The organism is Streptomyces antnestii, assembly GCF_004005495.1.
In the GTDB taxonomy this organism is placed as follows: domain Bacteria; phylum Actinomycetota; class Actinomycetes; order Streptomycetales; family Streptomycetaceae; genus Streptomyces; species Streptomyces antnestii.
In genome coordinates this window covers 17,193-39,513 of record NZ_RZYA01000018.1, presented here as the reverse complement: position 1 = coordinate 39,513, position 22,321 = coordinate 17,193, and the positions used below count along the sequence as shown (strand labels likewise).

The following is a 22,321-nucleotide window of genomic DNA, read 5'->3' as shown; positions in this document are numbered from 1 at the left end:
TGGGTGGGGGATTCCGTCCTGCGGGACGCCTGCCCACAGCGGGGGTGGGGTGGGGATTCCGTCCTGCGGAACGCCTGCCCGCAGCAGGTGCGGGTCGGGGATTCGGTGCAGTCCGGAGGACGTGGCACGATGCCGTCATGGCCCCCACGCTCACCGATCTCTCTCACTATCCGATCGTGCAGGCACCCATGGCGGGCGGCGCCTCCTGTCCGCAGCTCGCCGCCGCCGTCTCGGAGGCCGGCGGGCTCGGGTTCCTCGCCGCCGGGTACAAGACCGCCGACGGGATGTACCAGGAGATCAAGCAGGTACGGGGGCTGACGAACCAGCCGTTCGGCGTGAACCTCTTCATGCCGCAGCCCGAGTACGCGGACCCCGCGGCCGTCGCCGTCTACGCCAGCCAGCTCGCCGGCGAGGCCGCCTGGTACGGGACGCAGCTCGGCGACCCGGACAGCGGACGCGACGACGGCTTCGACGCCAAGCTCGCGATCCTGCTCGACGACCCGGTACCGGTCGTCACCTTCACGTTCGGCTGCCCGAGCCGCGACGTCCTCGACTCCCTCGCCCGCGCCGGCACCCTCACCGCCGTCACCGTGACCACCCCCGAGGAGGCGCAGGCCGCCCAGCGGGCCGGTGCCGACGCGGTGTGCGTGCAGGGCGTCGAGGCGGGCGGCCACCAGGGCACCCACCGGGACAACCCGGAGACCGACGGGTCCGGACTCGGACTCGTCGCGCTGATCGCCCTGGTCCGCGAGGCCGTACAGATCCCGATCGTCGCCGCCGGCGGCCTGATGCGCGGCGCGCAGCTCGCCGCCGTGCTCGCCGCGGGCGCGGACGCCGGACAGTTCGGCACGGCCTTCCTGGTCTGCCCCGAGTCCGGCGCCAACGCCGTGCACAAGCAGGCCATGACCAACCCGCTGTTCGTGCGGACCGAGCTGACCCGGGCCTTCTCCGGGCGCCCCGCGCGCGGCCTCGTCAACCGGTTCCTGCGCGAGCACGGCCCGTACGCGCCCGCCGCCTACCCGCAGGTCCACCACATGACGTCGACGCTGCGCAAGGCCGCCGCCAAGGCGGGGGACGCGCAGGGGATGGCGCTGTGGGCCGGGCAGGGGCACCGGCTCGCCCGGGAGCTGCCGGCCGGGCAGCTCGTCGAGGTGCTGGCGGCGGAACTCGCGGAGGCGAAGGACGTGCTGGGTTCGGAGGGTGCCGCATGACCGCGCCGGTGTTCGTCGTGGAAGAGGTGCCGGGTCCGGGGGCGTTCGTGCTCGACGGGCCCGAGGGGCGGCACGCGGTCTCCGTGAAGCGGCTGCGGGCCGGTGAGGACGTCGTCCTGACCGACGGGCTCGGGCGCTGGACGGAGGCGGTCGTGGAGGCCGCCGAGGGCAAGGACCGGCTCGTCGTGACGGCGGGTCCGCTCCAGGAGGAGCCGCTGCAGGCCCCCCGGATCACCGTCGTACAGGCCCTGCCCAAGGGCGACCGGGGCGAGCTCGCCGTGGAGACCATGACGGAGACGGGCGTCGACGCGATCGTGCCCTGGCAGGCCGCCCGCTGCATCACGCAGTGGAAGGGCGACCGGGGCGCCAAGGCCCTCGGCAAGTGGCGGGCCACGGCGCGCGAGGCCGGGAAGCAGTCCCGCCGGGTCCGCTTCCCGGACGTCGCCGACGCGGCGACGACCAAGCAGGTCGCGGCGCTGCTCGCCGACGCCGACTTCGCGGCCGTCCTGCACGAGGACCGCGACTGCGCCAGCGGCGCCCTCGCCACCGCCCCGCTGCCCACGGCCGGTGACATCGTCCTCGTCGTGGGGCCGGAAGGCGGCGTCTCGCCCGACGAGCTCGCCGTGTTCGCCGAGGCGGGCGCGCATCCGTACCGGCTCGGGCGTAGCGTGCTGCGTACGTCGACCGCGGGGACCGCCGCGACGGCGCTGCTCCTCGGCCGCACCGGCCGCTGGTCCTGAACAGACCCCGAGGGGGACGCGTGGAACTCGCCCAGGTCAGGCTCCTCGTCACGGACTTCCGTGCCTGCTACCGCTTCTACGCCGACGTGCTCGGCCTCAAGCCGCAGTCGGGCGCGCAGGACGGGCCGTACGAGAAGTTCAGCCCCGCGACGGGGTCCGCGGGCATCGCCATCGAGGACCGGGCGATGATGGCCCAGGTCATCGGGGAGCTGGGGGACGCGGTCAACGGCCACCGGTCCCTCGTCGTGCTGCGGGTCGACGACCTGGACCGCTACTGCGCGGAGATCGTCGAGCGCGGCGCCGAGATCGTGCAGGGGCCCGCGCCGATGACCGACCGGATGCGGGTCGCGCACCTCAAGGACCCCGAGGGCAACATCGTGGAGCTCCAGGAGTGGCTGCTGCTACGCGGGTGACACGCCAGGTCCCGGGCCGGATAGCATGCCCGGCGTAGGGACCGGACGGTGTGAGGAGACGTGATCGTGGCCGGAGAGCCGCAGGCCGACTGCCTGTTCTGCAAGATCATCGCTGGGGAGGTGCCGGCCACCCTGGTACGGGAGACCGAGACCACCGTCGCCTTCAGGGACATCAACCCGCAGGCGCCGACGCACGTCCTCGTCATCCCGCGCGTCCACCACCACGACGCCGCGGCCCTCGCCGCCGCCGATCCGAAGATCGCCGCCGATGTGCTGCGCGAGGCCGGCGAGGTCGCGGCCGCCGAGAAGCTCGACAGCTACCGCATCGTGTTCAACACCGGCAGCGGCGCGGGCCAGACCGTCTTCCACGCCCACGCCCATGTCCTCGGAGGCCGCGGCCTCCAGTGGCCCCCCGGCTAGCGGGGACCGGGCAACGCGCCGTGTCCGTACGGGAATTGGTGGTGCTCGGCACCGCGAGCCAGGTGCCGACCAGGCACCGCAACCACAACGGCTACCTGCTGCGCTGGGACGGGGAGGGCATCCTCTTCGATCCCGGCGAGGGCACGCAGCGCCAGATGCTCCGGGCCGGCGTCGCCGCGCACGACCTCCACCGGCTGTGCGTCACGCACTTCCACGGCGACCACTCCCTCGGCCTCGCCGGGGTCATCCAGCGCATCAACCTGGACCGGGTCCCGCACCCCGTCACCGCGCACTACCCGCGCTCGGGCCAGCGCTTCTTCGACCGGCTGCGGTACGCCACCGCGTACCGCGAGACCGTCCAGCTCGCCGAGGAACCGGTGCGCGGCGACGGCGGCGTCCTCGCCCGTACGCCCTCGTACACGCTGGACGCGCGCCGTCTCTCCCACCCCGTCGAGTCCTACGGCTACCGCCTCGTCGAGCCCGACGGGCGGCGCATGCTGCCCGCGCTGCTCGCCGAGCACGGCGTCTCCGGGCCCGACGTGGGGACCCTCCAGCGCGAGGGCAGCCTGCGCGGTGTCACCCTCGACGACGTGAGCGAGGTGCGGCGCGGGCAGCGGTTCGCGTTCGTCATGGACACCCGGCTCTGCGACGGCGTGCGGGAGCTCGCCGAGGGGTGCGACCTGCTCGTCATCGAGTCGACGTTCCTGGACGAGGACCACCAACTCGCGTCGGACCACGGCCACCTGACCGCCGGTCAGGCCGCGCGCGTCGCCGCCGATGGCGGGGTGCGGCACCTTGTGCTCACCCACTTCAGCCAGCGCTACTCCGACCCGGAGGAGTTCGAGCGGCAGGCCCGCGCCGCCGGGTTCACCGGAGAGCTGACGGTGGCGCGTGACCTGGACCGGGTACAGGTGCCCAAACGGGGATAACCCCGGGCGTACCATGCTCTGATGCCCCTCGCTTCCCTCCCCAAGGCCGAACTCCACCTGCACATCGAAGGCACCCTCGAACCCGAGCTGGCCTTCGAACTCGCGGCCCGCAACGGCGTCGACCTCCCGTACGCCGACACCGAAGAGCTCCGCAAGGCCTACCTCTTCGAGGATCTGCAGTCCTTCCTCGACCTGTACTACGGCCTGATGGCCGTCCTGCGCACCGAGGACGACTTCGAGCAACTGGCCGACGCCTATCTCGCCCGGGCCGCCGCGCAGGGCGTACGGCACGCCGAGATCTTCTTCGACCCGCAGGCCCACACCGCGCGGGGCGTGCCGATCGGGACCGTCGTCCAGGGCCTGGACGCCGCCCTGTCGAAGAGCGTGGAGCGGCACGGCGTCTCCACCCGGCTCATCATGTGCTTCCTGCGCGACCAGTCCGCCGAGTCCGCGATGCAGACCCTGGAGTCCGCGAAGCCGTACCTCGACCGGATCGTGGGCGTCGGCCTCGACTCCGCCGAGGTCGGCAACCCCGCCTCCAAGTTCCGCGAGGTGTACGAGGCCGCGGGCGCGCTCGGGCTGCGCAAGGTCGCCCACGCGGGCGAGGAGGGCGACCCCTCGTACATCTGGGAGGCGCTCGACCTGCTCGGCGTCGAGCGCGTCGACCACGGGCTCCGCTGCATGGAGGACCCGGCGCTCGTGGAGCGCCTCGTACGGGACCGGGTGCCCCTGACGCTGTGCCCCCTGTCGAACGTGCGGCTGCGCGCCGTCGACGTCCTGGAGGAGCACCCGCTGCCGCGGATGATGGACGCCGGACTGCTGTGCACGGTCAACTCCGACGACCCGGCCTACTTCGGCGGCTACGCCGGCGACAACTTCCATGCTGTCCGCGAGGCGCTCGCCATCGAGCCCGAGCGGCTGCGGCAGCTCGCCCGGAACTCGTTCCTCGCCTCGTTCCTCGACGACGACGAGGAACTGCGCTCCCGCTACCTCGCCGAGGTCGACGCGTTCGCGTTCGACGACTGACCCGCGGCCGGGCCGCCCCGCGGTCCCGCCGTGGAGAACTCCTCCTGCGTCGGGACCGGTTGGGGCGTGCTCACCGTGATCTCCACGACCGGCTGCTCCGCCGCGCCCAGCTGCGGGACCGCGCCCGCCGGGGCGCCCGTCACACCGGCCACCAGAGCGGCGGGCGCGCCACCCCTGCGGCGGACCGTGCCGGGCAGCAGCGGGCGGCCGCTCGTGTGCAGGGCCACCGCGGTGAGCGGCAGCGCCAGGACGAGCAGCAGTGCGGCGAGCGTCGCGCCCATCGCCGGGTAGCCCGCCGCCTGTGACAGCAGGCTGCCGGTGAGCGGGCCGCAGGCCGTGCCGAGCGACGACGCCGAGCCGACGAACACCGCCCAGCGGCCGCGCGGGTCCAGGGACGCGGCGAGCCCGATCAGATACGACAGGACCACCGGGTACACCGTGTTCCACGCGATCTCGCCCGTCGCGAACGAGGTGAGGTCGTCCGCGCGGGCGCTCAGCACGATGCAGCCCGCGATGAGGGCCGTACCCGCGCCGATCGGCACGGCGCGGCCGAGCCGGGAGCCGAGCGCCCCCGCGCCGAGCACCCCCACGAGGGCCGTGCCGAGCGCCACCGCGAAGACCGCGCCGACGGTGATCTCCGTCAGGCCCGCCTGGTCCGTCCCGATGCGGCTGCTGACCCCCCACAGCGAGTTCTGCGCCATCGACCAGCAGAGCATCGCCCCGGCGAGGACGAGACCCGAGCGGCGGTACGGGAGCGACGTCGCGGGCGCGGACTGCCCCGACAGGGCGGCGGCGTCCGGCTCCGCGCCCTTGCCGAGCCCGGCCGTGGCGGGCCAGGTCGCCAGCGCCGTGAGCGCGATCGCCGCGAACGGCAGCGCGTGGCCCGGGCCCAGCTGCGGCAGCGTCAGATACAGCGCGCCGGCCAGCGCCGAGACGCTGAGCAGGCCCAGCGTCGACGCCCGGTGCGGGTCGCGCTGCGCGGCGATGCCCGTCGCGGCGACCGTGGTCGCCGTCCCCGAGCCGAAGCCGCCGGCCATCGCGCCGACGACCACCAGCGGCATCCAGGAGGTGGCCGCCGCCGCACCGTAGCCGAGCGCCGCGAGGAGCAGGCCGGAGCGGGCGAGGGTGCGGGGGCCGAGGCGGTCGACCCGGCCGGCGAAGGTGAAGCCCGCCGCGGCCGAACTCATCAGCAGCGCACTGCCGATGAGGCCCGCCTGGGCCGGGGGAAGACGAAGACTGTCGCCGAGCCGGCCCACGACGGTGGGCAGCAGGTACGGGGCGAGATAGCCGGCCGTGAAGAGGGCGACGAGGGGCCGGGGAGTGCGGCGGGACACGGGCGTTCCAGGGCGAGCGGGCGTACGGGGATCAGGGCATGCGGAAGTGCGGGGATGCCTGGAGAGGCAGGAGAGTTGGGGTGCGCCGGGCTCGTGACACGAGGGGCCGCGGCCAATTTGTATCAAGTGCGGGGAGGGTGAAAACAGCCGGGAAGCTGTGATCTGGGCCACGTTCCGTTTGGAGGGGAGGAGCCCGGGTAGGCGTGGGCGTTTTCCCTGAGGGGAAAGAGGGAGGTGAGCGGCTTCGTCCGCCCGCTCCGGCGCGACATCCGCCCGCCCCGGCGCGGCGTCGGCACGTCCCGGCCCGACGCCCGCGCCCCCCGGTTCCGCACGTGACCGGCCGCCCGCGCCACGCGTGTTGGCCGGGGGGCATCAGGCACACTGTGCGGACCCTCACCACCTCGGGGAGCCCACCGTGAACTCCATCGACCCCGCGCACGTGGACCCGCTCGCAGCGCTGCGCACCCCCGACGATCCGCTCTGCGACGTCTATCTGACGGGGACCGTCTTCCTGGACATCATCTTCACGGGGCTCGACAGCGCGCCCGTGCGGGGGACCGAGTCCTGGGCGCGCGGCATGGGGTCGAGTCCCGGCGGGGTCGCCAACATGGCCACCGCCCTCGCGCGGCTCGGGCTGCGGACGTCGCTGGCGGCCGCGTTCGGGGACGACCACTACGGCGAATACTGCTGGGACACCCTCGAACAGGGCGAGGGCATCGACCTCACGTCGTCGCGGACCGTGGCCGGCTGGCACTCGCCCGTCACCGTCTCCATGGCGTACGAGGGGGAGCGGACCATGGTCAGTCACGGCCACGAGCCGCCGCCCGAGGAGCCCGCCCCGGTCTGCCCTCCCCGCGCACGGGCCGCCGTCGCCTCCCTCGCCCCCGGAGTGAACGAGCCCTGGATCGCCACCGCAGCCGACCGTGGGACGCGGATCTTCGGCGACGTCGGATGGGACGACACCGGGCGCTGGGACCTGGCCGCCCTCGACGACCTGACCCGCTGCGAGGCCTTCCTGCCCAACGCCGAGGAGGCCATGCGCTACACCCGCACGGAGTGTCCCCGGGCCGCCGCGCACGCCCTCGCCGAGCACGTGCCGCTGGCGGTCGTCACCCTCGGCGCCGAGGGCGCGTACGCCGTGGACGCCCGCAGTGGCGAGACCGCCTCCGTGCCCGCCATCGAGGTCGCCGCCCTCGACCCCACCGGGGCCGGTGACGTCTTCGTCGCCGGGTTCGTGACCGGGACGCTCGCGGGCTGGCCGCTGGCCGACCGGCTCGCCTTCGCCGGCCTGACCGCCGCCCTGTCCGTCCAGGAATTCGGCGGCTCCCTGTCCGCGCCCGGCTGGTCGGAAATAGCGGCCTGGTGGCGGCACGTGCAGGCCTACGACGACCAGGAGCCCGCGGCACTGCGCCGGTACGCGTTCCTGGAGGCGCTGCTGCCCGAGCTGAGCCGTCCCTGGCCGCTGCGCCGGGCGGTCCCGACGATCGGTTTCGGGCGGTCCGTATAGATCCGTACTCGTCCGCCGTGGGCCCGCGGAAAAGGCCTACGGGGTTGTCGGTGCACCGTCGTACCCTTGGCAGTGCAAGGCCGTCGACGCGGGCGCGAGCCCCCGCACAAGGAGGATGAGCAGGCCTTCAGTGCCGGCCCATGACTCAGACACCCACCGCTCAGGCGCGAGCGCATTTCACGGTCCCGGCGAACCATCCGATGGTGACCGTCCTCGGATCCGGCGACGCGCTTCTTCGCGTGATCGAGAAGGCCTTCCCGGCGGCCGACATCCATGTCCGGGGCAATGAGATCAGCGCCGTGGGCGACGCAGGGGAAGTCGCCCTCATCCAGCGCGTGTTCGACGAGATGATGCTGGTGCTCCGCACCGGTCAGCCGATGACGGAGGACGCAGTGGAACGCTCGATCGCCATGCTCAGGGCGAGCGAGAACGGGGAGGGCGCGGAGGAGACTCCGGCCGAGGTTCTCACACAGAACATCCTGTCCTCGCGGGGCCGCACGATCCGCCCCAAGACCCTGAACCAGAAGCGGTACGTCGACGCCATCGACAAGCACACCGTCGTCTTCGGCATCGGCCCCGCGGGCACCGGCAAGACCTACCTCGCCATGGCGAAGGCCGTGCAGGCCCTCCAGTCCAAGCAGGTCAACCGCATCATCCTGACCCGGCCCGCCGTCGAGGCCGGCGAGCGGCTCGGATTCCTCCCGGGCACGCTCTACGAGAAGATCGACCCGTACCTGCGCCCCCTGTACGACGCCCTGCACGACATGCTCGACCCCGACTCCATCCCGCGCCTGATGGCCGCGGGCACGATCGAGGTGGCACCACTCGCGTACATGCGCGGGCGCACCCTGAACGACGCGTTCATCATCCTCGACGAGGCGCAGAACACGAGCGCCGAGCAGATGAAGATGTTCCTCACCCGCCTCGGCTTCGACTCGAAGATCGTCGTCACCGGTGACGTGACGCAGGTCGACCTGCCCACCGGCACGAAGAGCGGCCTGCGCCAGGTCCAGGAGATCCTGGAGGGCCTCGACGACGTCCACTTCTCGCGGCTCACGTCCCAGGATGTCGTCCGGCACAAGCTCGTCGGCCGTATCGTCGACGCGTACGAGAAGTACGACAGCCAGCACGGCACCGAGAACGGCTCGCACAAGGGCCGCGGCAGAGGGAAGTAGCAAGCACCGCATGTCGATCGACGTCAACAACGAGTCCGGAACCGAGGTCGACGAGCAGGCGATCCTCGACATCGCCCGCTACGCGCTCGCGCGGATGCGCATCCACCCGCTCTCCGAACTCTCGGTGATCGTCGTGGACGAGGCCGCCATGGAGCAGCTGCACATCCAGTGGATGGACCTGCCGGGCCCGACGGATGTCATGTCCTTCCCGATGGACGAGCTGCGGCCGCCGTCGAAGGACGACGAGGAGCCCCCGCAGGGCCTCCTCGGCGACATCGTGCTCTGCCCGGAGGTCGCGAAGAAGCAGGGCGAGGACGCGCCCACGCAGCACTCCATGGACGAGGAGCTCCAGCTGCTCACCGTCCACGGGGTGCTGCACCTGCTCGGTTACGACCACGAGGAGCCCGACGAGAAGGCCGAGATGTTCGGCCTCCAGGCGGCCATCGTGGACGGGTGGCGCGGTGACAAGGGCCTGACCGGCCCGTCCCCGGCGCCCACCGTGTCATGAGCTTTTCCCTTGTCGCGGGCGCCGTCGCCCTCGTCGTGGTCGCCTGGCTGGCGGCCTGCGCCGAGGCCGGCGTCGCCCGCATCTCCAGCTTCCGCGCCGAGGAGGCCGTACGGTCCGGGCGGCGCGGCAGCGAGAAGCTCGCCCAGGTCGCCGCCGACCCCACGCGCTATCTGAACGTCGCCCTGCTGGTCAGGGTCGCCTGCGAGATGGCCGCCGCCGCCCTCGTCACCTACGCCTGCCTCCAGGAGTTCGACAAGACCTGGGAGGCACTCGCCGTCGCCATCGGCGTGATGGTCCTCGTCTCGTACGTCGCCGTCGGCGTCTCGCCGCGCACCATCGGACGCCAGCACCCCCTGAACACGGCCACGGCCGCCGCCTACGTGCTGCTGCCGCTGGCCCGCATCATGGGCCCCATCCCGCCGCTGCTCATCCTCATCGGCAACGCCCTCACCCCCGGAAAGGGCTTCCGGCGCGGGCCCTTCGCCTCCGAGGCCGAACTGCGCGCGATGGTCGACCTCGCAGAGAAGGAGTCCCTCATCGAGGACGAGGAGCGCCGCATGGTGCACTCCGTCTTCGAGCTGGGCGACACCCTGGTCCGTGAGGTCATGGTCCCCCGGACCGACCTGGTCGCCATCGAGCGGTACAAGACGATCCGGCAGGCGCTGACGCTCGCCCTGCGGTCCGGCTTCTCGCGCATCCCGGTCACCGGGGAGAGCGAGGACGACGTCGTCGGGATCGTGTACCTCAAGGACCTCGCCCGCAAGACGCACATCAGCCGCGACGCCGAGAGCGAGCTCGTCTCGACCGCGATGCGCCCCGCCGCCTTCGTGCCCGACACGAAGAACGCGGGCGACCTGCTGCGCGAGATGCAGCAGCTGCGCAACCACGTGGCCGTCGTGATCGACGAGTACGGCGGCACCGCCGGCATCGTCACCATCGAGGACATCCTGGAAGAGATCGTCGGCGAGATCACCGACGAGTACGACCAGGAGATCCCGCCCGTGCAGGAACTCGGCGACGACCGCTACCGGGTGACGGCCCGCCTCGACATCGGGGACCTCGGCGAGCTGTACGGCATCGAGGAGTTCGACGACGAGGACGTCGAGACCGTCGGCGGGCTCCTCGCCAAGGCGCTCGGGCGGGTGCCCATCGCGGGCGCGTCGTCCGTCGTCGAACTTCCCGACGAGCGCGAGCTGCGGCTCACCGCGGAGGCCGCCGCCGGCCGGCGCAACAAGATCGTGACCGTGCTCGTCGAGCCATTGACCGCGGAGGAGGACGCGACGTCGTGACGCCGCAGCAGCTGCGTGCCCTGTGCCTGTCGTTCAACGCGGCGGTCGAGGAGTTCCCCTTCAACCCGGAGACGTCCGTCTTCAAGGTGCTCGGGAAGATGTTCGCCTTGTCCGGCCTGGACGCGCGGCCCCTCACCGTCAACCTCAAGTGCGACCCCGAGGACGCGGTGCGCCTGCGCGCCGAGTACGAGGCGATCGTGCCCGGCTGGCACATGAACAAGCGGCACTGGAACACGGTGACGGTCGGCGACCTCCCGGACCGCCTGGTCCGGGAGCTGGTCGAGGACTCCTACGACCTCGTGGTCGCCGGCCTCCCCCGGGCCGAACGGCTCAAGCTCGACCGCCCGTAGAGCCGTTCCTTATGCTCACCCCATGACTGAGAGCACCGACCTCACCCCCGAGGACCGCAAGATCGTCACCCTGGCGCGCAGCGCGCGGGCCCGCAACGGAGTGCCCGAGGGCGCCGCCGTGCGCGACGAGACGGGGCGCACGTACGTGGCCGGAACGGTCGCCCTGGACTCCCTGAAGCTCTCCGCCCTGCGGACGGCCGTGGCCATGGCGGTGGCGTCCGGAGCCGAGTCCCTGGAGGCCGCGGCGGTCGTCTCGGCCGAGGCGGAGCTGCTCCCGGAGGACCTGGCAGCCGTACGCGACCTCGGCGGCGCCGGAACCCCGGTACTGCTGGCGGGCCCGGACGGGTCGGTACGGGTGACTGCGGGCGCGTAATTCAGCCCGTCCGGCGTTTGAGGACGAGCCCGCAGGGCGATCGGGGGGCTGGGGGCTTGCCCCCCAGGTGCGGGCTACACAGCGTCCGGCCCCCGCTCCCCGGTCCGCACACGAACAACCGTCTCCACCGGCACAGCCCAAACCTTCCCGTCACCAATCTTCCCGGTCTGCGCAGCCCGCACAATCGCCTCGATGACCGCCTCAAGATCCGCGTCATCGACGACGACCTCGATCCGGATCTTGGGGACGAGATCGATCCGGTACTCGGCCCCCCGGTACACCTCGGTGTGCCCCCGCTGGCGCCCGTACCCACTGGCCTCCGTGACGGTCAGCCCCTGCACGCCGAGTTCCTGGAGCGCGGTCTTCACCTCGTCCAGGCGGAACGGCTTGACGATCGCGGTGACGAGCTTCATCCGGAGTGCTCCTTCGACTTCGACAGGACGGAGTGCGCGGTGTGCGGCGCGGCGTGGCCGACCAGGACGCCGTGATCGTAGGCGGTCTCCGCGTGCACCGTCTGGTCCAGGCCCGCCAGCTCCTCGTCGGCGGAGGCCCGGAAGCCCATCATCCGGTCGATCGCCTTTCCGATCCCGTACGTGACCAGGAACGTGTACGCGGCGACCGTCACCACGGCGACCGCCTGCCGGCCGAGCTGCCCGAACCCGCCCCCGTAGAACAGGCCCTCCTTGCTACCGGTCATCGTGGCCGTCGCGAACAGGCCGATCAGCAGGGTGCCGACGACGCCGCCGGCGAAGTGCACACCGACGACGTCCAGCGAGTCGTCGTAGTCGAAGCGGAACTTCCAGGCGACGGCGTACGAGCAGACGACGCCCGCCACGAGACCCACCACGCAGGCCCCGAGCACGCCGACCACACCGCACGCCGGGGTGATCGCGACCAGTCCCGCGACCGCGCCGGACGCGGCACCGAACGTCGTGGGGTGACCGTCGCGCTTCTGCTCCACGAAGAGCCAGCCGAGCAGGCCGGTGCAGCCCGCGACGAGCGTGTTGAGGACGGAGGCGGCCGCGATCCCGTTCGCGGCGAGCGCCGAGCCGCCGTTGAACCCGAGCCAGCCGAACCAGAGCAGACCGGCGCCCATCATCACCATCGGCAGGTTGTGCGGGCGCATCGCGTCCTTCTTGAAGCCGAGGCGCGGGCCGAGGACCAGGCACAATGCGAGCCCGGACGCACCCGAGGCGATCTCCACGACCAGGCCGCCCGCGAAGTCGAGCCCGCCGAGCGAGTGCGAGATCCACCCGCCGGGCCCCCACACCCAGTGCGCGACCGGAACGTATACGAGCAGCGTCCACACCGGTACGAAGACGAGCCAGGCCGCGAACTTCGTGCGGTCCGCGACCGCGCCGCTGATCAGCGCGGCCGTCAGGAACGCGAAGGTGAGCTGGAACGTGGAGAACAGGAACGTGGGCACCGTGCCGGTGAGGCTGTCCGGGCCGATGCCCGCCATCCCGGCGTGCTCAAGGCCGCCGATGAGGCCCGCGAACACGTCGTCGCCGAACGCGAGCGAGTAGCCGGCGACCAGCCACACGACGGTGACCAGGGCGATCGACACGAACGACATCAGCAGCATGTTGAGGACGCTCTTCGTGCGGACCATGCCGCCGTAGAAGAGGGCGAGGCCCGGCGTCATCAGGAGGACGAGCGCGGTCGCGGCGAGCAGCCACGCGGTGTCACCGGTGTCGAGGCCGCCGGCGGCGGCCAGTGGCACGGTCTCGGTCTGCACGGGCGGTCTCCTCGGCGTGGGGGCGTACGACGAGCGTCACCGCCGCGCGTTTCCGTTCGCTGACCCGTGCGTTTCCGTGGTGTTTCGTGTTGCGTGGGGGTTTCCCGCACCTCACCGCGGGCCCGGGTTCGCGCACACCGGTGCGGCGGGGCCCGGTGGATCAGGGACAATGGGCGCCATGAGCGTTCGTACCCAGTCATCCGAGCCGTCCGGGGAAGAGATCCACCGGGCCGGCTTCGCCTGCTTCGTCGGCCGCCCCAACGCGGGCAAGTCCACCCTCACGAATGCTCTGGTCGGCAAGAAGGTGGCGATCACCGCGGACCAGCCGCAGACCACGCGGCACACGGTGCGCGGCATCGTGCACCGGCCCGACGCCCAGCTGATCCTGGTCGACACCCCCGGGCTCCACAAGCCGCGCACGCTGCTCGGCCAGCGGCTCAACGACGTGGTGCGCACCACGTGGGCCGAGGTCGACGTCATCGGCTTCTGCCTGCCCGCGAACGAGAAGCTCGGCCCCGGCGACCGCTTCATCGCCAAGGAGCTCGCCTCCATCAAGAAGACGCCGAAGGTCGCGATCGTCACCAAGACCGACCTGGTCGACAGCAAGCAGCTCGCCGAGCAGCTCATCGCCATCGACCAGCTCGGCAAGGAGCTCGGCTTCGAGTGGGCGCAGATCGTGCCGGTCTCGGCCGTCGCCGACAAGCAGGTCGACCTCCTCGCCGACCTCCTCGTCCCGCTGCTGCCCGAGGGCCCGGCGCTCTACCCCGAGGGCGACCTCACGGACGAGCCCGAGCAGGTCATGGTGGCCGAGCTGATCCGCGAGGCCGCGCTCGAAGGCGTGCGGGACGAGCTGCCGCACTCCATCGCCGTCGTGGTCGAGGAGATGCTTCCTCGCGAGGACCGGCCGGCGGACAAGCCGCTCCTCGACATCCACGCGTTCGTCTACATCGAGCGGCCCAGCCAGAAGGGCATCATCATCGGCCCGAAGGGCAAGCGGCTCAAGGACGTCGGCATCAAGTCCCGCAAGCAGATCGAGGCGCTGCTCGGTACGCCCGTCTTCCTCGACCTGCATGTGAAGGTCGCGAAGGACTGGCAGCGGGATCCTCGGCAGTTGCGCAAGCTGGGGTTCTAGGCGGGCCTATTTGTGCGGGTCGGTGTGCTTGCCGTCTCGGGGCTCCGCCCCGGACCCCGCTCCTCAAGCGCCGGAGGGGCTGAATATGCGCGAGCCGGGGCTGAATATGCCGGGGCTGAGCATGCACTCACGGCCTGCTTGGTGAAAGGTCCTGCACGCCGATCACCCTCAGCAGTTCCAGGCGCTCGTACGTCTCCGTGCCCGGGCGGGCCGAGTGGACGATGAGCAGCTGGTCGTGGCCGTCGCCGACCAGTACCTCGCAGTCCAGGTCGAGGACGCCGACCACCGGGTGCATGAAGCGCTTCGGTGACGGGCGGCGCACCACCACGTCGTGCGACTGCCACATCGCCTCGAACTCCCCTGACGCGGCTCGGAGTTCGGTCACCAGCGCCGCCGGGCCCGGGTCGTCGGGGCGGGCCGCCGCGACCGCCCGCAGGCCCGCCACGTGGGCGCGGCCGTGCGCCTCGTGGTTGTCGGCCGGGAACAGGGCCCGGGCGGCCGGGTCCGTGAACCAGCGCCGGATGAGGTTCGTCCCCACGTGTTCGCCGGTCAGGGCCACCCCCATCGTGTTCTGCGCGAGCACCTCACCCCAGTCGCTCAGCACCGACGCCGGCAGGTCGTGCAGCCGGTCCAGGATCATCAGCAGCCCCGGCCGGACATGGCCGGAGGACGCGCCGCGCCGGGGCGGCTCCTGGCCCGCCAGATGGAACAGGTGGTCGCGCTCGGCGTCGGTGAGGCGCAGCGCGCGGGCGAGCGCGGTGAGCATCTGCCGGGACGGGTGCGGGCCCCGGCGCTGTTCGAGGCGCGTGTAGTAGTCCACCGACATCCCGGCGAGCTGCGCGACCTCCTCGCGGCGCAGACCGGGGGTACGGCGCCTCGCCCCGGCGGAGAGACCCACGTCGGAGGGGTCGAGGCGGGCGCGGCCCCGGCGCAGGAAGTCGGCTAGTTCGGCTCGGTTCACCTCATCAGGATGCCCGGCCGGGTGGCGCGCAGCCAGGGATCGCCGGTCCCTGGATCAAGAGGTCTCTCCCGCCCTGCGCCCGCCGCGGCCAGGCTCGTCCCAGGAACACGAAGACGGGGACACGAAGACGGGGACTCGGAGACGGGGACCCGGGGACGAGGAGCGGATCATGCTGACACTGGTGACGGGGACGACGGGTGAGGTCGGGCGGCGGTTCGTGCCGCGGCTGCTCCAGCAGGCCGGCCCGGAGGACGAGGTGCGGGTCCTGGTGCGGGACGCGGCCAGGGGCGAGCGGTTCGCGGAGCTCGGCGCGCAGGTCGTGATCGGGGATCTGCGGGACGCGGAGGCCCTCGGCAAGGCGGTCGCCGGCGCGGACGCCGTGGTGAACGTCGCGGCCGCCTTCCGGGGGGTCCCCGACGAGGAGGCGCGCGCGGTCAACGCGGACGCGGCCCTGGAGCTCGGCCGGGCCGCGGTCACGGCGGGCGTCCGCAGGTTCGTGCAGGTCAGCACGAACCTGGTGTACGGGACCGGGCGCGGTCGCCCCCTCACGGAGGACGACCCGGTCGTGCCCGGCGGCCCGATGTGGGGCGCGTACAGCGAGTCGAAGGGCGAGGCGGAGCGCGGGCTGCTCGCCCTCGACGGGCTCGACGTACGGATCGGGCGGCTCGCCTTCGTCTACGGCGAGGGCGACGCGCACCTCGCGCAGGCCATGATGTGGGCCGGCGAGTGGCCGGCGATGCAGCGGCTGCAGATGGTGCACCACGCGGACGTCGCCCAGGGCCTGCTGCGGCTCCTGTACGCGCCCGGGGCCGCCGGCGTCTACAACATCGCCGACGACGCGCCCGTCACGACCGTCGACCTGCACCGCCTCAACCGGGTGCCGGTCCCCGACGAGGCGTACGGCAAGACGGACCCGGACCCGTGGTTCGGCATCACGTCCACCGCCCGGATCCGCCGCGAGCTCGGTTTCCGGCCGCTGTTCCCGTCCGTGTGGACGGCCCTGGACGCGGGCGCCCTGTAAGACCGGGGGGGGGGCAGGCCGGGGCTGGCCGGGTCAGTCCACCGACTTGATCCGGCGGACGAGCAGCGCCCCGACCAGGCCCACCCCCGCCGCCAGCAGGTACAGGGCGCGGTAGCCGCCGAGGTAGGTCACGACCGGGGCGGCGAGTACGGGCGCGGCCACCTGGGGCAGGGAGTTGGCGACGTTGATGACGCCCAGGTCCTTGCCCCGGTCGAGGGCGCGGGGCAGGACGTCCGTCATCAGCGCGAAGTCGACCGAGGTGAAGACGCCGAAGCCGACGCCGAGAAGCGCCGCCGCGACGATCGCGCCGGGCCACGTCTGCCACCCGGAGAGCGCCGCCGTCGCCACCGCCATCAGGACGCCCGACCAGATCACGAAGGGCTTGCGGCGCCCCACCCGGTCCGAGGCGATCCCGGAGACGACGACGGTGGCGAGCAGCGTCACCCCGTTCACGGCCGTCAGGATCAGGACGCCCTGGTCCGGGTCGGCGTAGTGCAGCCGGTCGCGCAGGTAGTACAGGAGGTACAGGAGCACGAGGGCGTTGCCGAGGTTGATCAGGAATCGGGTCAGCCAGGCCCACGCGAGGTCGGGGTGGCGGCGGGGGCTCAGCCAGAAACCGGCCAGGAACGCCCGCCCGTCCCACGGCGGCCGGTCGGCCACGGCGAGCCGCAGATCCTGGTGGCACAGCACGTACGGCAGGACGCCCGCCAGCGTGAACACGGCGCACGCCGCGTACCCGGCGGCGACCCCGCCCACGACCGTCGCGAGCCCCGTGCCCACGACCACGCCCAGGATCTGCGCCGCCCCCAGCCAGCCGCCCACCGCGCCCCGCTGGAGCCGCGGCACCCGGTCGGGCACGGCCGCCGTCACCGCCGCGAACGCCGCGTTCAGCGTCAGCTGCACGAGGCACCAGCCGGCCGCCATCGTCCACACCGATCCGGCCCCCGCGAGCAGGAGCAGCGCGCACGCGCCCCCGCCCGTCCCGGCCACGATCCACGGAGTGCGCCGCCCGAACCGCGACACCGTACGGTCGGAGAGCGCGCCGAAGAACGGGTTCGCGGCGAGCGACACCACCGCGCCGGCCCCGGTCACCCAGGCCAGCAGGCTCTCCTTCGACATACCGGTGCCGGGCGCGAAGTCCGCCGCCTGGAGCGCGAGCAGGATCTGCAGGGGCCCGTACCAGCCCACCCAGATCGCCCCGTTGGCCAGCGACAGGGCGGCCGTCCAGCCGCGTCCGACCCGCTCGACGGGCTCGTCGAGCGCCGTGACGGTGGCCGTCATGCGCGCTGCGCCCGGAGCACGTCGCGCAGCCAGTGGTACGACGCTTTCGGGGTGCGTTCCTGCGTGGCGTGGTCGACGTGGACGAGTCCGAAGCGGCGCGCGTACCCCTCCGCCCACTCGAAGTTGTCCATCAGCGACCACACGAAGTAGCCGCGCACGTCGACACCGGCCTCCATGGCCCGGTGCAGCGCCCGCAGATGCCCGTCCAGGTAGGTGATGCGCTCCTGGTCGTCGATTCCCTCGTAGGAGCAGCCGTTCTCGGTGATGACCAGGGGCGGCAGCCGGTCGCCGTAGCGGTCGCGGAAGGACAGGAGGAGTTCGGTCAGTGCCTCGGGGACGACCGGCCAGCCGAAGTCCGTGACCGGGTAGCCCTCGATCTCCCTTGGCGAGAAGGGGAGTTCGGGCGGCAGGGTGAGGCCGGAGAACTCCGTGGCCGCCCCGGAGTCGAGGGGCGCGCCCACCTTCGTCGGCTGGTAGAAGTTGATCCCGTACCAGTCGACGGGCTCGGAGATCACCTTCAGGTCGGCGTCCACCTCGCCCGGCATCAGCTCGCCGATGCCCTCCGGGTAGCGGCCCAGGAGCAGCGGGTCGGCGAAGAGCCGGTTGAGGAGCACGTCGTAGAAGTCGGCGGCCTCGCGGTCGGCGGGTTCGTCGGAGGCGGGCCAGGTCGGGCCGTGCGAGTTCGCGATCCCGATGTCCGTGGCGCCGGCCGCCCGCAGCGCCCGTACGGCGAGGCCGTGGGCGAGGAGCTGGTGGTGGGCGACGGGCAGCGCGTCGAACAGGAGCTGCCTGCCGGGCGCGTGCTGGCCGAGCGCGTGGCCGAGGAGGGTGTGCTCGGCGGGCTCGTTGAGGGTGATCCACCGGTCGACGCGGTCACCGATCCGGTCCGCGACCTGGGCCGCGTACTCCGCGAAGAGCGACGCCGTGTCCCGCTTGAGCCAGCCGCCCGCGGCCTCCACGGACAGCGGCAGGTCCCAGTGGAACAGCGTCGGCACGGGCCGCACGCCCGCCGCGCACAGCGCGTCGACGAGCCGGTCGTAGAAGTCGAGGCCGCCGGGGGAGAGGACCCGCGGCCAGGAGATCGAGAAGCGGTACGCACCGACGCCGAGGCCGTCGATGAGCGCCACGTCCTCGCGGTAGCGGTGGACGTGGTCGCAGGCGACGTCGGCGGTCGAGCCGTCCTTCACCCGGCCCGGCTCGGCCGTGAACGCGTCCCACACCGAGGGGACGCGCTCGTCGACGGCGCCCTCGATCTGGTGGGCCGAGGTGGAGACGCCCCACAGGAAGTCCCGCGGGAACGGGGGTATCGGTTCGCTCGCTGCCATGCGCGCGATCATCCGTACCGCCGGTAACAGAAGTCAACGCCCGTGCAACACCCGTACGGGGAAAGGCCGTTACGCCCCTTCCTTCAGCACCCGCGAGATCAGCCCGCGCTGCTCCTCCGTGAGCCGCGGATCCGCGCAGTACACGGTCGTCCCGTCCACCGTGATCGCGTAGCTGAACCCGTCCGGCACCCCGGCCGGCGGCGCCTCGTGGCCCCCGGCCAGCACCCGCTCCGCCAGCGCGTGCCACTCATGGGCGTCGGCGCGGCCCGAGGTGTCGACCTCGGCACGCCGCTCGATCCCGGCGAACCCTCCGGTGCGGGTGACCTGAATACGCATGGCACCTGTCTACTCCAGCGGCCGCCCGCCGCGCAGGCGGACGGCCACCCCGGGAGTACCTACTGCGTCGGAACGCCGACCTGCTGCCAGGCCTTCAGGACGTTCTCCAGCTCCGCGCCGTCCTGGTAACGGTCGCGCGCCACCTTCACCGTGAGCTGCGCGAAGGCCGCGAAGTCGGCGTCCGCCGCCAGCTCCCCGCCGGTCAGGGCGTCGTACCAGATCTGCCCCGCCCGCTCCCACGCGTTGCCGCCGAGCGCCGTGGCCAGCAGGTAGAAGGCGTGGTTGGGGATGCCGGAGTTGATGTGCACGCCGCCGTTGTCGCTGCTCGTCTGCACGTAGTCGGCCATGGTGGCGGGCTGCGGGTCCTTGCCGAGCTCGTCGTCGTCGTACGCAGTGCCGGGCGCCTTCATGGAGCGCAGCGCCTGGCCGGTGACGCGCGGCCCGAGGAGGCCCGCGCCGATCAGCCAGTCGGCGTCGGCGGCGCTCTGCCCGAGGGCGTACTGCTTGATGAGAGAGCCGAAGACGTCCGAGACCGACTCGTTCAGGGCGCCGGGCTGGCCGAAGTAGGTGAGGTTCGCGGTGTGCTGCGTGACGCCGTGCGTCAGCTCGTGGCCGATGACGTCGACCGCGTTGGTGAAGTCGAGGAAGAGCTGCCCGTCCCCGTCGCCGAACACCATCTGCTCGCCGTTCCAGAACGCGTTGTTGTAGTCGCGGTCGAAGTGCACGGACGCGTTCAGGGGAAGCCCGCTGCCGTCGATGGAGTTGCGGCCGTACGCCTTCAGGTACAGCTCGAAGGTCGCGCCGAGGCCCGCGTACGCGCGGTTGACGGTCGCGTCCGTGACCGGCTTGTCGCTCTCGCCGCGCACCTTCGTGCCGGGCAGGTCGGTCAGGTGGCCGGCGTCGTAGATCGTGCGGTGCGGCTTGCCCGGGGAGGCCTCCGGGGGCGGGAGCATCGCCGGGGCGCCGATCACCGTGGTCAGGCGGCGGCGGGTGCGCTCCAGGGCGTCGCGCTCCAGGGTGCGGCGGGCCGGTCCGGCGAGCGCCGGGTCGCCCGACTGCGCGGCCTTGTCGAGGAGGTGGGGCGGAACGATGGTGCAGAAGACGGGCTCGTGGCCCGTGGGGTTCGCGGTCATCAGGAAACCGTGGCACTGTGTCACCCCCTTGTCACCAGCAGCGACCAAGATTAACGAAATAGAGGTGTTCGTCACCTCTTGCCCGTTACCTAGCGCCTGTCCCGCATACTGATACGGCCTCTCGCCCCTCGCTCAGCTGGGCTAGGCTGCGACGCATCATGCGTTTCGGGCTGCTTCTCCTTAGCTGCCGCGGCGAGGGCCTGTAGTCGAGGCCGACCCCCTCCCCGCGGAGTTCGGTGTTGCGCTTAGACCGTCGGCCGTCCTTCCGGACACACCCGAGGAGCCCCGCACATGCCGAACTTCCAGCGCCCCACTTCCATGCCGGTCCACAAGTACGGACAGTACGAGCAGGTCGACATCGCCGACCGCACGTGGCCGAACCAGCGCATCACCACCGCCCCCCGCTGGCTGTCCACCGACCTGCGTGACGGCAACCAGGCGCTGATCGACCCGATGTCCCCGGCGCGCAAGCGCGAGATGTTCGACCTGCTGGTCCGCATGGGATACAAGGAGATCGAGGTCGGCTTCCCCGCCTCCGGCGAGACGGACTTCGCGTTCGTACGGTCGATCATCGAAGAGGGCGCGATCCCGGACGATGTGACGATCTCCGTGCTGACGCAGGCCCGCGAAGAGCTGATCGAGCGCACGGTCCAGTCCCTGAAGGGCGCCAAGCGCGCGACGGTGCACCTGTACAACGCGACGGCGCCGACCTTCCGCGAGATCGTGTTCCGCGGCACCAAGGAACAGATCAAGCAGATCGCCATCGACGGCACGCAGCACGTCATGGACTACGCCGAGAAGATCCTCGGCCCCGAGACGACCTTCGGCTACCAGTACAGCCCCGAGATCTTCACCGACACCGAGCTGGACTTCGCGCTGGAGGTCTGCGAGGCGGTCATGGAGGTCTACAAGCCGGGCCCTGGGCGCGAGATCATCCTCAACCTGCCTGCCACGGTGGAGCGTTCGACGCCGTCCACGCACGCGGACCGCTTCGAGTGGATGCACCGCAACCTGTCGAACCGCGAGTACGTCTGCCTGTCCGTGCACCCGCACAACGACCGCGGCACGGCCGTCGCCGCCGCCGAGCTGGCCCTGATGGCCGGCGCCGACCGCATCGAGGGCTGCCTGTTCGGCCAGGGCGAGCGCACCGGCAACGTCGACCTGGTCACCCTGGGCATGAACCTGTTCTCCCAGGGCGTCGACCCGCAGATCGACTTCTCCGACATCGACGAGATCCGCCGCACCGCCGAGTACTGCAACCAGATGGAGGTCCACCCGCGCCACCCCTACGCGGGCGACCTGGTCTACACATCCTTCTCCGGCTCCCACCAGGACGCCATCAAGAAGGGCTTCGAAGCGATGGACGCGCGGGCCAAGGCCGCCGGCAAGACCGTCGACGACATCGAGTGGGCGGTCCCGTACCTGCCCATCGACCCCAAGGACGTCGGCCGCTCCTACGAGGCCGTCATCCGCGTCAACTCGCAGTCCGGCAAGGGCGGTATCGCGTACGTCCTGAAGAACGACCACAAGCTGGACCTGCCGCGCCGTATGCAGATCGAGTTCTCGAAGATCATCCAGGCGAAGACGGACGCCGAGGGCGGCGAGGTCACGCCGGGCGACATCTGGGCGATCTTCCAGGACGAGTACCTGCCCAACGCCGAGAACCCGTGGGGCCGCATCCAGGTCAAGACGGGCCAGACCACGACCGACACGGACGGCGTGGACACGCTGACCGTCTCGGCCGACGTCGACGGCGAGGCCACCGTCCTGACCGGTACCGGCAACGGCCCGATCTCCGCGTTCTTCGAGGCCCTGCAGGCCGTCGGCATCGACGCCCGCCTGCTGGACTACCAGGAGCACACGATGAGCGAGGGCGCCTCCGCGCAGGCCGCCTCGTACATCGAGTGCGCGATCGGCGACAAGGTCCTGTGGGGCATCGGCATCGACGCGAATACGACACGCGCGTCGCTGAAGGCCGTCGTCTCCGCGGTCAACCGCTCCGCCCGCTGACCCAGGTCACCGGCACCTTCACCGGCCCCGTCCGCCCTCGTGGCGGACGGGGCCGCGTCGTATACCGGCCACGGTCCTCCGCAAGGTACTGACGCCACATCAACAATGT

The 22,321-nt window shown here is 71.9% G+C and carries 23 protein-coding genes; 15 read left to right on the top strand and 8 right to left on the bottom strand.

Features of this window, described 5'->3' with window-relative positions:
• Window positions 1–137 precede the first annotated feature (137 nt).
• The 6 genes from EOT10_RS29880 to EOT10_RS29855 all read left to right on the top strand — a co-directional run bounded on the left by EOT10_RS29880 (window position 138) and on the right by EOT10_RS29855 (window position 4,739).
• Complete coding sequence (locus EOT10_RS29880) at window positions 138–1,211, top strand: nitronate monooxygenase (RefSeq protein WP_127831485.1); 1,074 nt, start codon at window positions 138–140, stop codon at window positions 1,209–1,211.
• Window positions 1,208–1,951: a 16S rRNA (uracil(1498)-N(3))-methyltransferase gene (locus EOT10_RS29875; RefSeq protein ID WP_127831484.1), complete on the top strand. Its 744-nt coding sequence runs from the start codon at window positions 1,208–1,210 to the stop codon at window positions 1,949–1,951. The genes EOT10_RS29880 and EOT10_RS29875 overlap by 4 nt, the downstream gene beginning before the upstream one ends.
• A gap of 20 nt (window positions 1,952–1,971) precedes the next feature.
• Complete coding sequence (locus EOT10_RS29870) at window positions 1,972–2,364, top strand: VOC family protein (protein WP_127831483.1); 393 nt, start codon at window positions 1,972–1,974, stop codon at window positions 2,362–2,364.
• A gap of 66 nt (window positions 2,365–2,430) precedes the next feature.
• Window positions 2,431–2,784, top strand: coding sequence for a histidine triad nucleotide-binding protein (locus tag EOT10_RS29865; RefSeq protein WP_127831482.1), 354 nt, complete (start codon window positions 2,431–2,433; stop codon window positions 2,782–2,784).
• A gap of 20 nt (window positions 2,785–2,804) precedes the next feature.
• Window positions 2,805–3,713 (top strand): ribonuclease Z, encoded by a 909-nt coding sequence (locus tag EOT10_RS29860; RefSeq protein ID WP_127831481.1) that lies wholly within the window; start codon window positions 2,805–2,807, stop codon window positions 3,711–3,713.
• Between the two features lie 21 nt (window positions 3,714–3,734).
• Complete coding sequence (locus tag EOT10_RS29855) at window positions 3,735–4,739, top strand: adenosine deaminase (protein ID WP_127831480.1); 1,005 nt, start codon at window positions 3,735–3,737, stop codon at window positions 4,737–4,739.
• Here the strand turns inward: EOT10_RS29855 and EOT10_RS29850 are convergent.
• Complete coding sequence (locus tag EOT10_RS29850) at window positions 4,700–6,073, bottom strand: MFS transporter (protein ID WP_127831479.1); 1,374 nt, start codon at window positions 6,071–6,073, stop codon at window positions 4,700–4,702. The genes EOT10_RS29855 and EOT10_RS29850 overlap by 40 nt on opposite strands.
• A gap of 415 nt (window positions 6,074–6,488) precedes the next feature.
• On the opposite strand from EOT10_RS29850, the gene EOT10_RS29845 reads away from it, so the two are divergent.
• The 6 genes from EOT10_RS29845 (at window position 6,489) to EOT10_RS29820 (ending at window position 11,275) form a co-directional block, all read left to right on the top strand.
• Complete coding sequence (locus tag EOT10_RS29845; RefSeq protein WP_223281291.1) at window positions 6,489–7,580, top strand: carbohydrate kinase family protein; 1,092 nt, start codon at window positions 6,489–6,491, stop codon at window positions 7,578–7,580.
• Window positions 7,581–7,720: 140 nt separating this feature from the next.
• Window positions 7,721–8,755, top strand: coding sequence for a PhoH family protein (locus tag EOT10_RS29840; protein ID WP_127831477.1), 1,035 nt, complete (start codon window positions 7,721–7,723; stop codon window positions 8,753–8,755).
• Window positions 8,756–8,765: 10 nt separating this feature from the next.
• Window positions 8,766–9,263 carry an rRNA maturation RNase YbeY gene (gene ybeY, locus EOT10_RS29835; protein ID WP_127831476.1) on the top strand — a complete coding sequence of 166 codons (498 nt, stop codon included), beginning with the start codon at window positions 8,766–8,768 and terminating at the stop codon, window positions 9,261–9,263.
• A complete protein-coding gene (locus EOT10_RS29830) occupies window positions 9,260–10,552 on the top strand; it encodes a hemolysin family protein (protein ID WP_127831475.1) in 1,293 nt (430 codons plus the stop codon). Before ybeY ends, EOT10_RS29830 begins: the two co-directional genes overlap by 4 nt.
• Window positions 10,549–10,902: an MmcQ/YjbR family DNA-binding protein gene (locus EOT10_RS29825; protein WP_127831474.1), complete on the top strand. Its 354-nt coding sequence runs from the start codon at window positions 10,549–10,551 to the stop codon at window positions 10,900–10,902. The genes EOT10_RS29830 and EOT10_RS29825 overlap by 4 nt, the downstream gene beginning before the upstream one ends.
• Before the next feature lie 22 nt (window positions 10,903–10,924).
• On the top strand, window positions 10,925–11,275 hold the full coding sequence (locus EOT10_RS29820; protein ID WP_127831473.1) for a cytidine deaminase: 351 nt from the start codon (window positions 10,925–10,927) through the stop codon (window positions 11,273–11,275).
• Window positions 11,276–11,349: 74 nt separating this feature from the next.
• Here EOT10_RS29820 and EOT10_RS29815 read toward each other — a convergent pair whose 3' ends face one another.
• Together EOT10_RS29815 and EOT10_RS29810 are read right to left on the bottom strand one after the other, a co-directional pair.
• Window positions 11,350–11,688, bottom strand: a complete 339-nt coding sequence (locus EOT10_RS29815) for a P-II family nitrogen regulator (RefSeq protein WP_127831472.1) — start codon at window positions 11,686–11,688, stop codon at window positions 11,350–11,352.
• On the bottom strand, window positions 11,685–12,998 hold the full coding sequence (locus EOT10_RS29810) for an ammonium transporter (RefSeq protein ID WP_127831579.1): 1,314 nt from the start codon (window positions 12,996–12,998) through the stop codon (window positions 11,685–11,687). Before EOT10_RS29810 ends, EOT10_RS29815 begins: the two co-directional genes overlap by 4 nt.
• Window positions 12,999–13,182: 184 nt before the next feature.
• On the opposite strand from EOT10_RS29810, the gene era reads away from it, so the two are divergent.
• A complete protein-coding gene (gene era, locus EOT10_RS29805) occupies window positions 13,183–14,145 on the top strand; it encodes a GTPase Era (protein ID WP_189492237.1) in 963 nt (320 codons plus the stop codon).
• 127 nt (window positions 14,146–14,272) lie between these two features.
• Here era and EOT10_RS29800 read toward each other — a convergent pair whose 3' ends face one another.
• Window positions 14,273–15,106, bottom strand: coding sequence for a helix-turn-helix transcriptional regulator (locus EOT10_RS29800; RefSeq protein ID WP_127831470.1), 834 nt, complete (start codon window positions 15,104–15,106; stop codon window positions 14,273–14,275).
• Between the two features lie 169 nt (window positions 15,107–15,275).
• Here EOT10_RS29800 and EOT10_RS29795 point away from each other — a divergent pair, with 169 nt between their 5' ends.
• Entirely contained in the window at window positions 15,276–16,127 is an 852-nt protein-coding gene (locus tag EOT10_RS29795) for an NAD-dependent epimerase/dehydratase family protein (RefSeq protein WP_127831469.1), read from the top strand.
• Between the two features lie 33 nt (window positions 16,128–16,160).
• Here EOT10_RS29795 and EOT10_RS29790 read toward each other — a convergent pair whose 3' ends face one another.
• The 4 genes from EOT10_RS29790 to EOT10_RS29775 are packed head-to-tail and all read right to left on the bottom strand — an operon-like array spanning window position 16,161 to window position 20,202.
• A complete protein-coding gene (locus tag EOT10_RS29790) occupies window positions 16,161–17,408 on the bottom strand; it encodes an MFS transporter (protein WP_127831468.1) in 1,248 nt (415 codons plus the stop codon).
• Window positions 17,405–18,745, bottom strand: coding sequence for a GH1 family beta-glucosidase (locus EOT10_RS29785; protein ID WP_127831467.1), 1,341 nt, complete (start codon window positions 18,743–18,745; stop codon window positions 17,405–17,407). Before EOT10_RS29785 ends, EOT10_RS29790 begins: the two co-directional genes overlap by 4 nt.
• A 57-nt stretch (window positions 18,746–18,802) precedes the next feature.
• On the bottom strand, window positions 18,803–19,069 hold the full coding sequence (locus tag EOT10_RS29780) for a protealysin inhibitor emfourin (protein WP_127831466.1): 267 nt from the start codon (window positions 19,067–19,069) through the stop codon (window positions 18,803–18,805).
• Window positions 19,070–19,128: 59 nt separating this feature from the next.
• On the bottom strand, window positions 19,129–20,202 hold the full coding sequence (locus EOT10_RS29775) for a M4 family metallopeptidase (RefSeq protein WP_127831465.1): 1,074 nt from the start codon (window positions 20,200–20,202) through the stop codon (window positions 19,129–19,131).
• 291 nt (window positions 20,203–20,493) lie between these two features.
• On the opposite strand from EOT10_RS29775, the gene leuA reads away from it, so the two are divergent.
• Window positions 20,494–22,212 carry a 2-isopropylmalate synthase gene (gene leuA / locus EOT10_RS29770; protein ID WP_127831464.1) on the top strand — a complete coding sequence of 573 codons (1,719 nt, stop codon included), beginning with the start codon at window positions 20,494–20,496 and terminating at the stop codon, window positions 22,210–22,212.
• The last annotated feature ends 109 nt before the right edge of the window (window positions 22,213–22,321 follow it).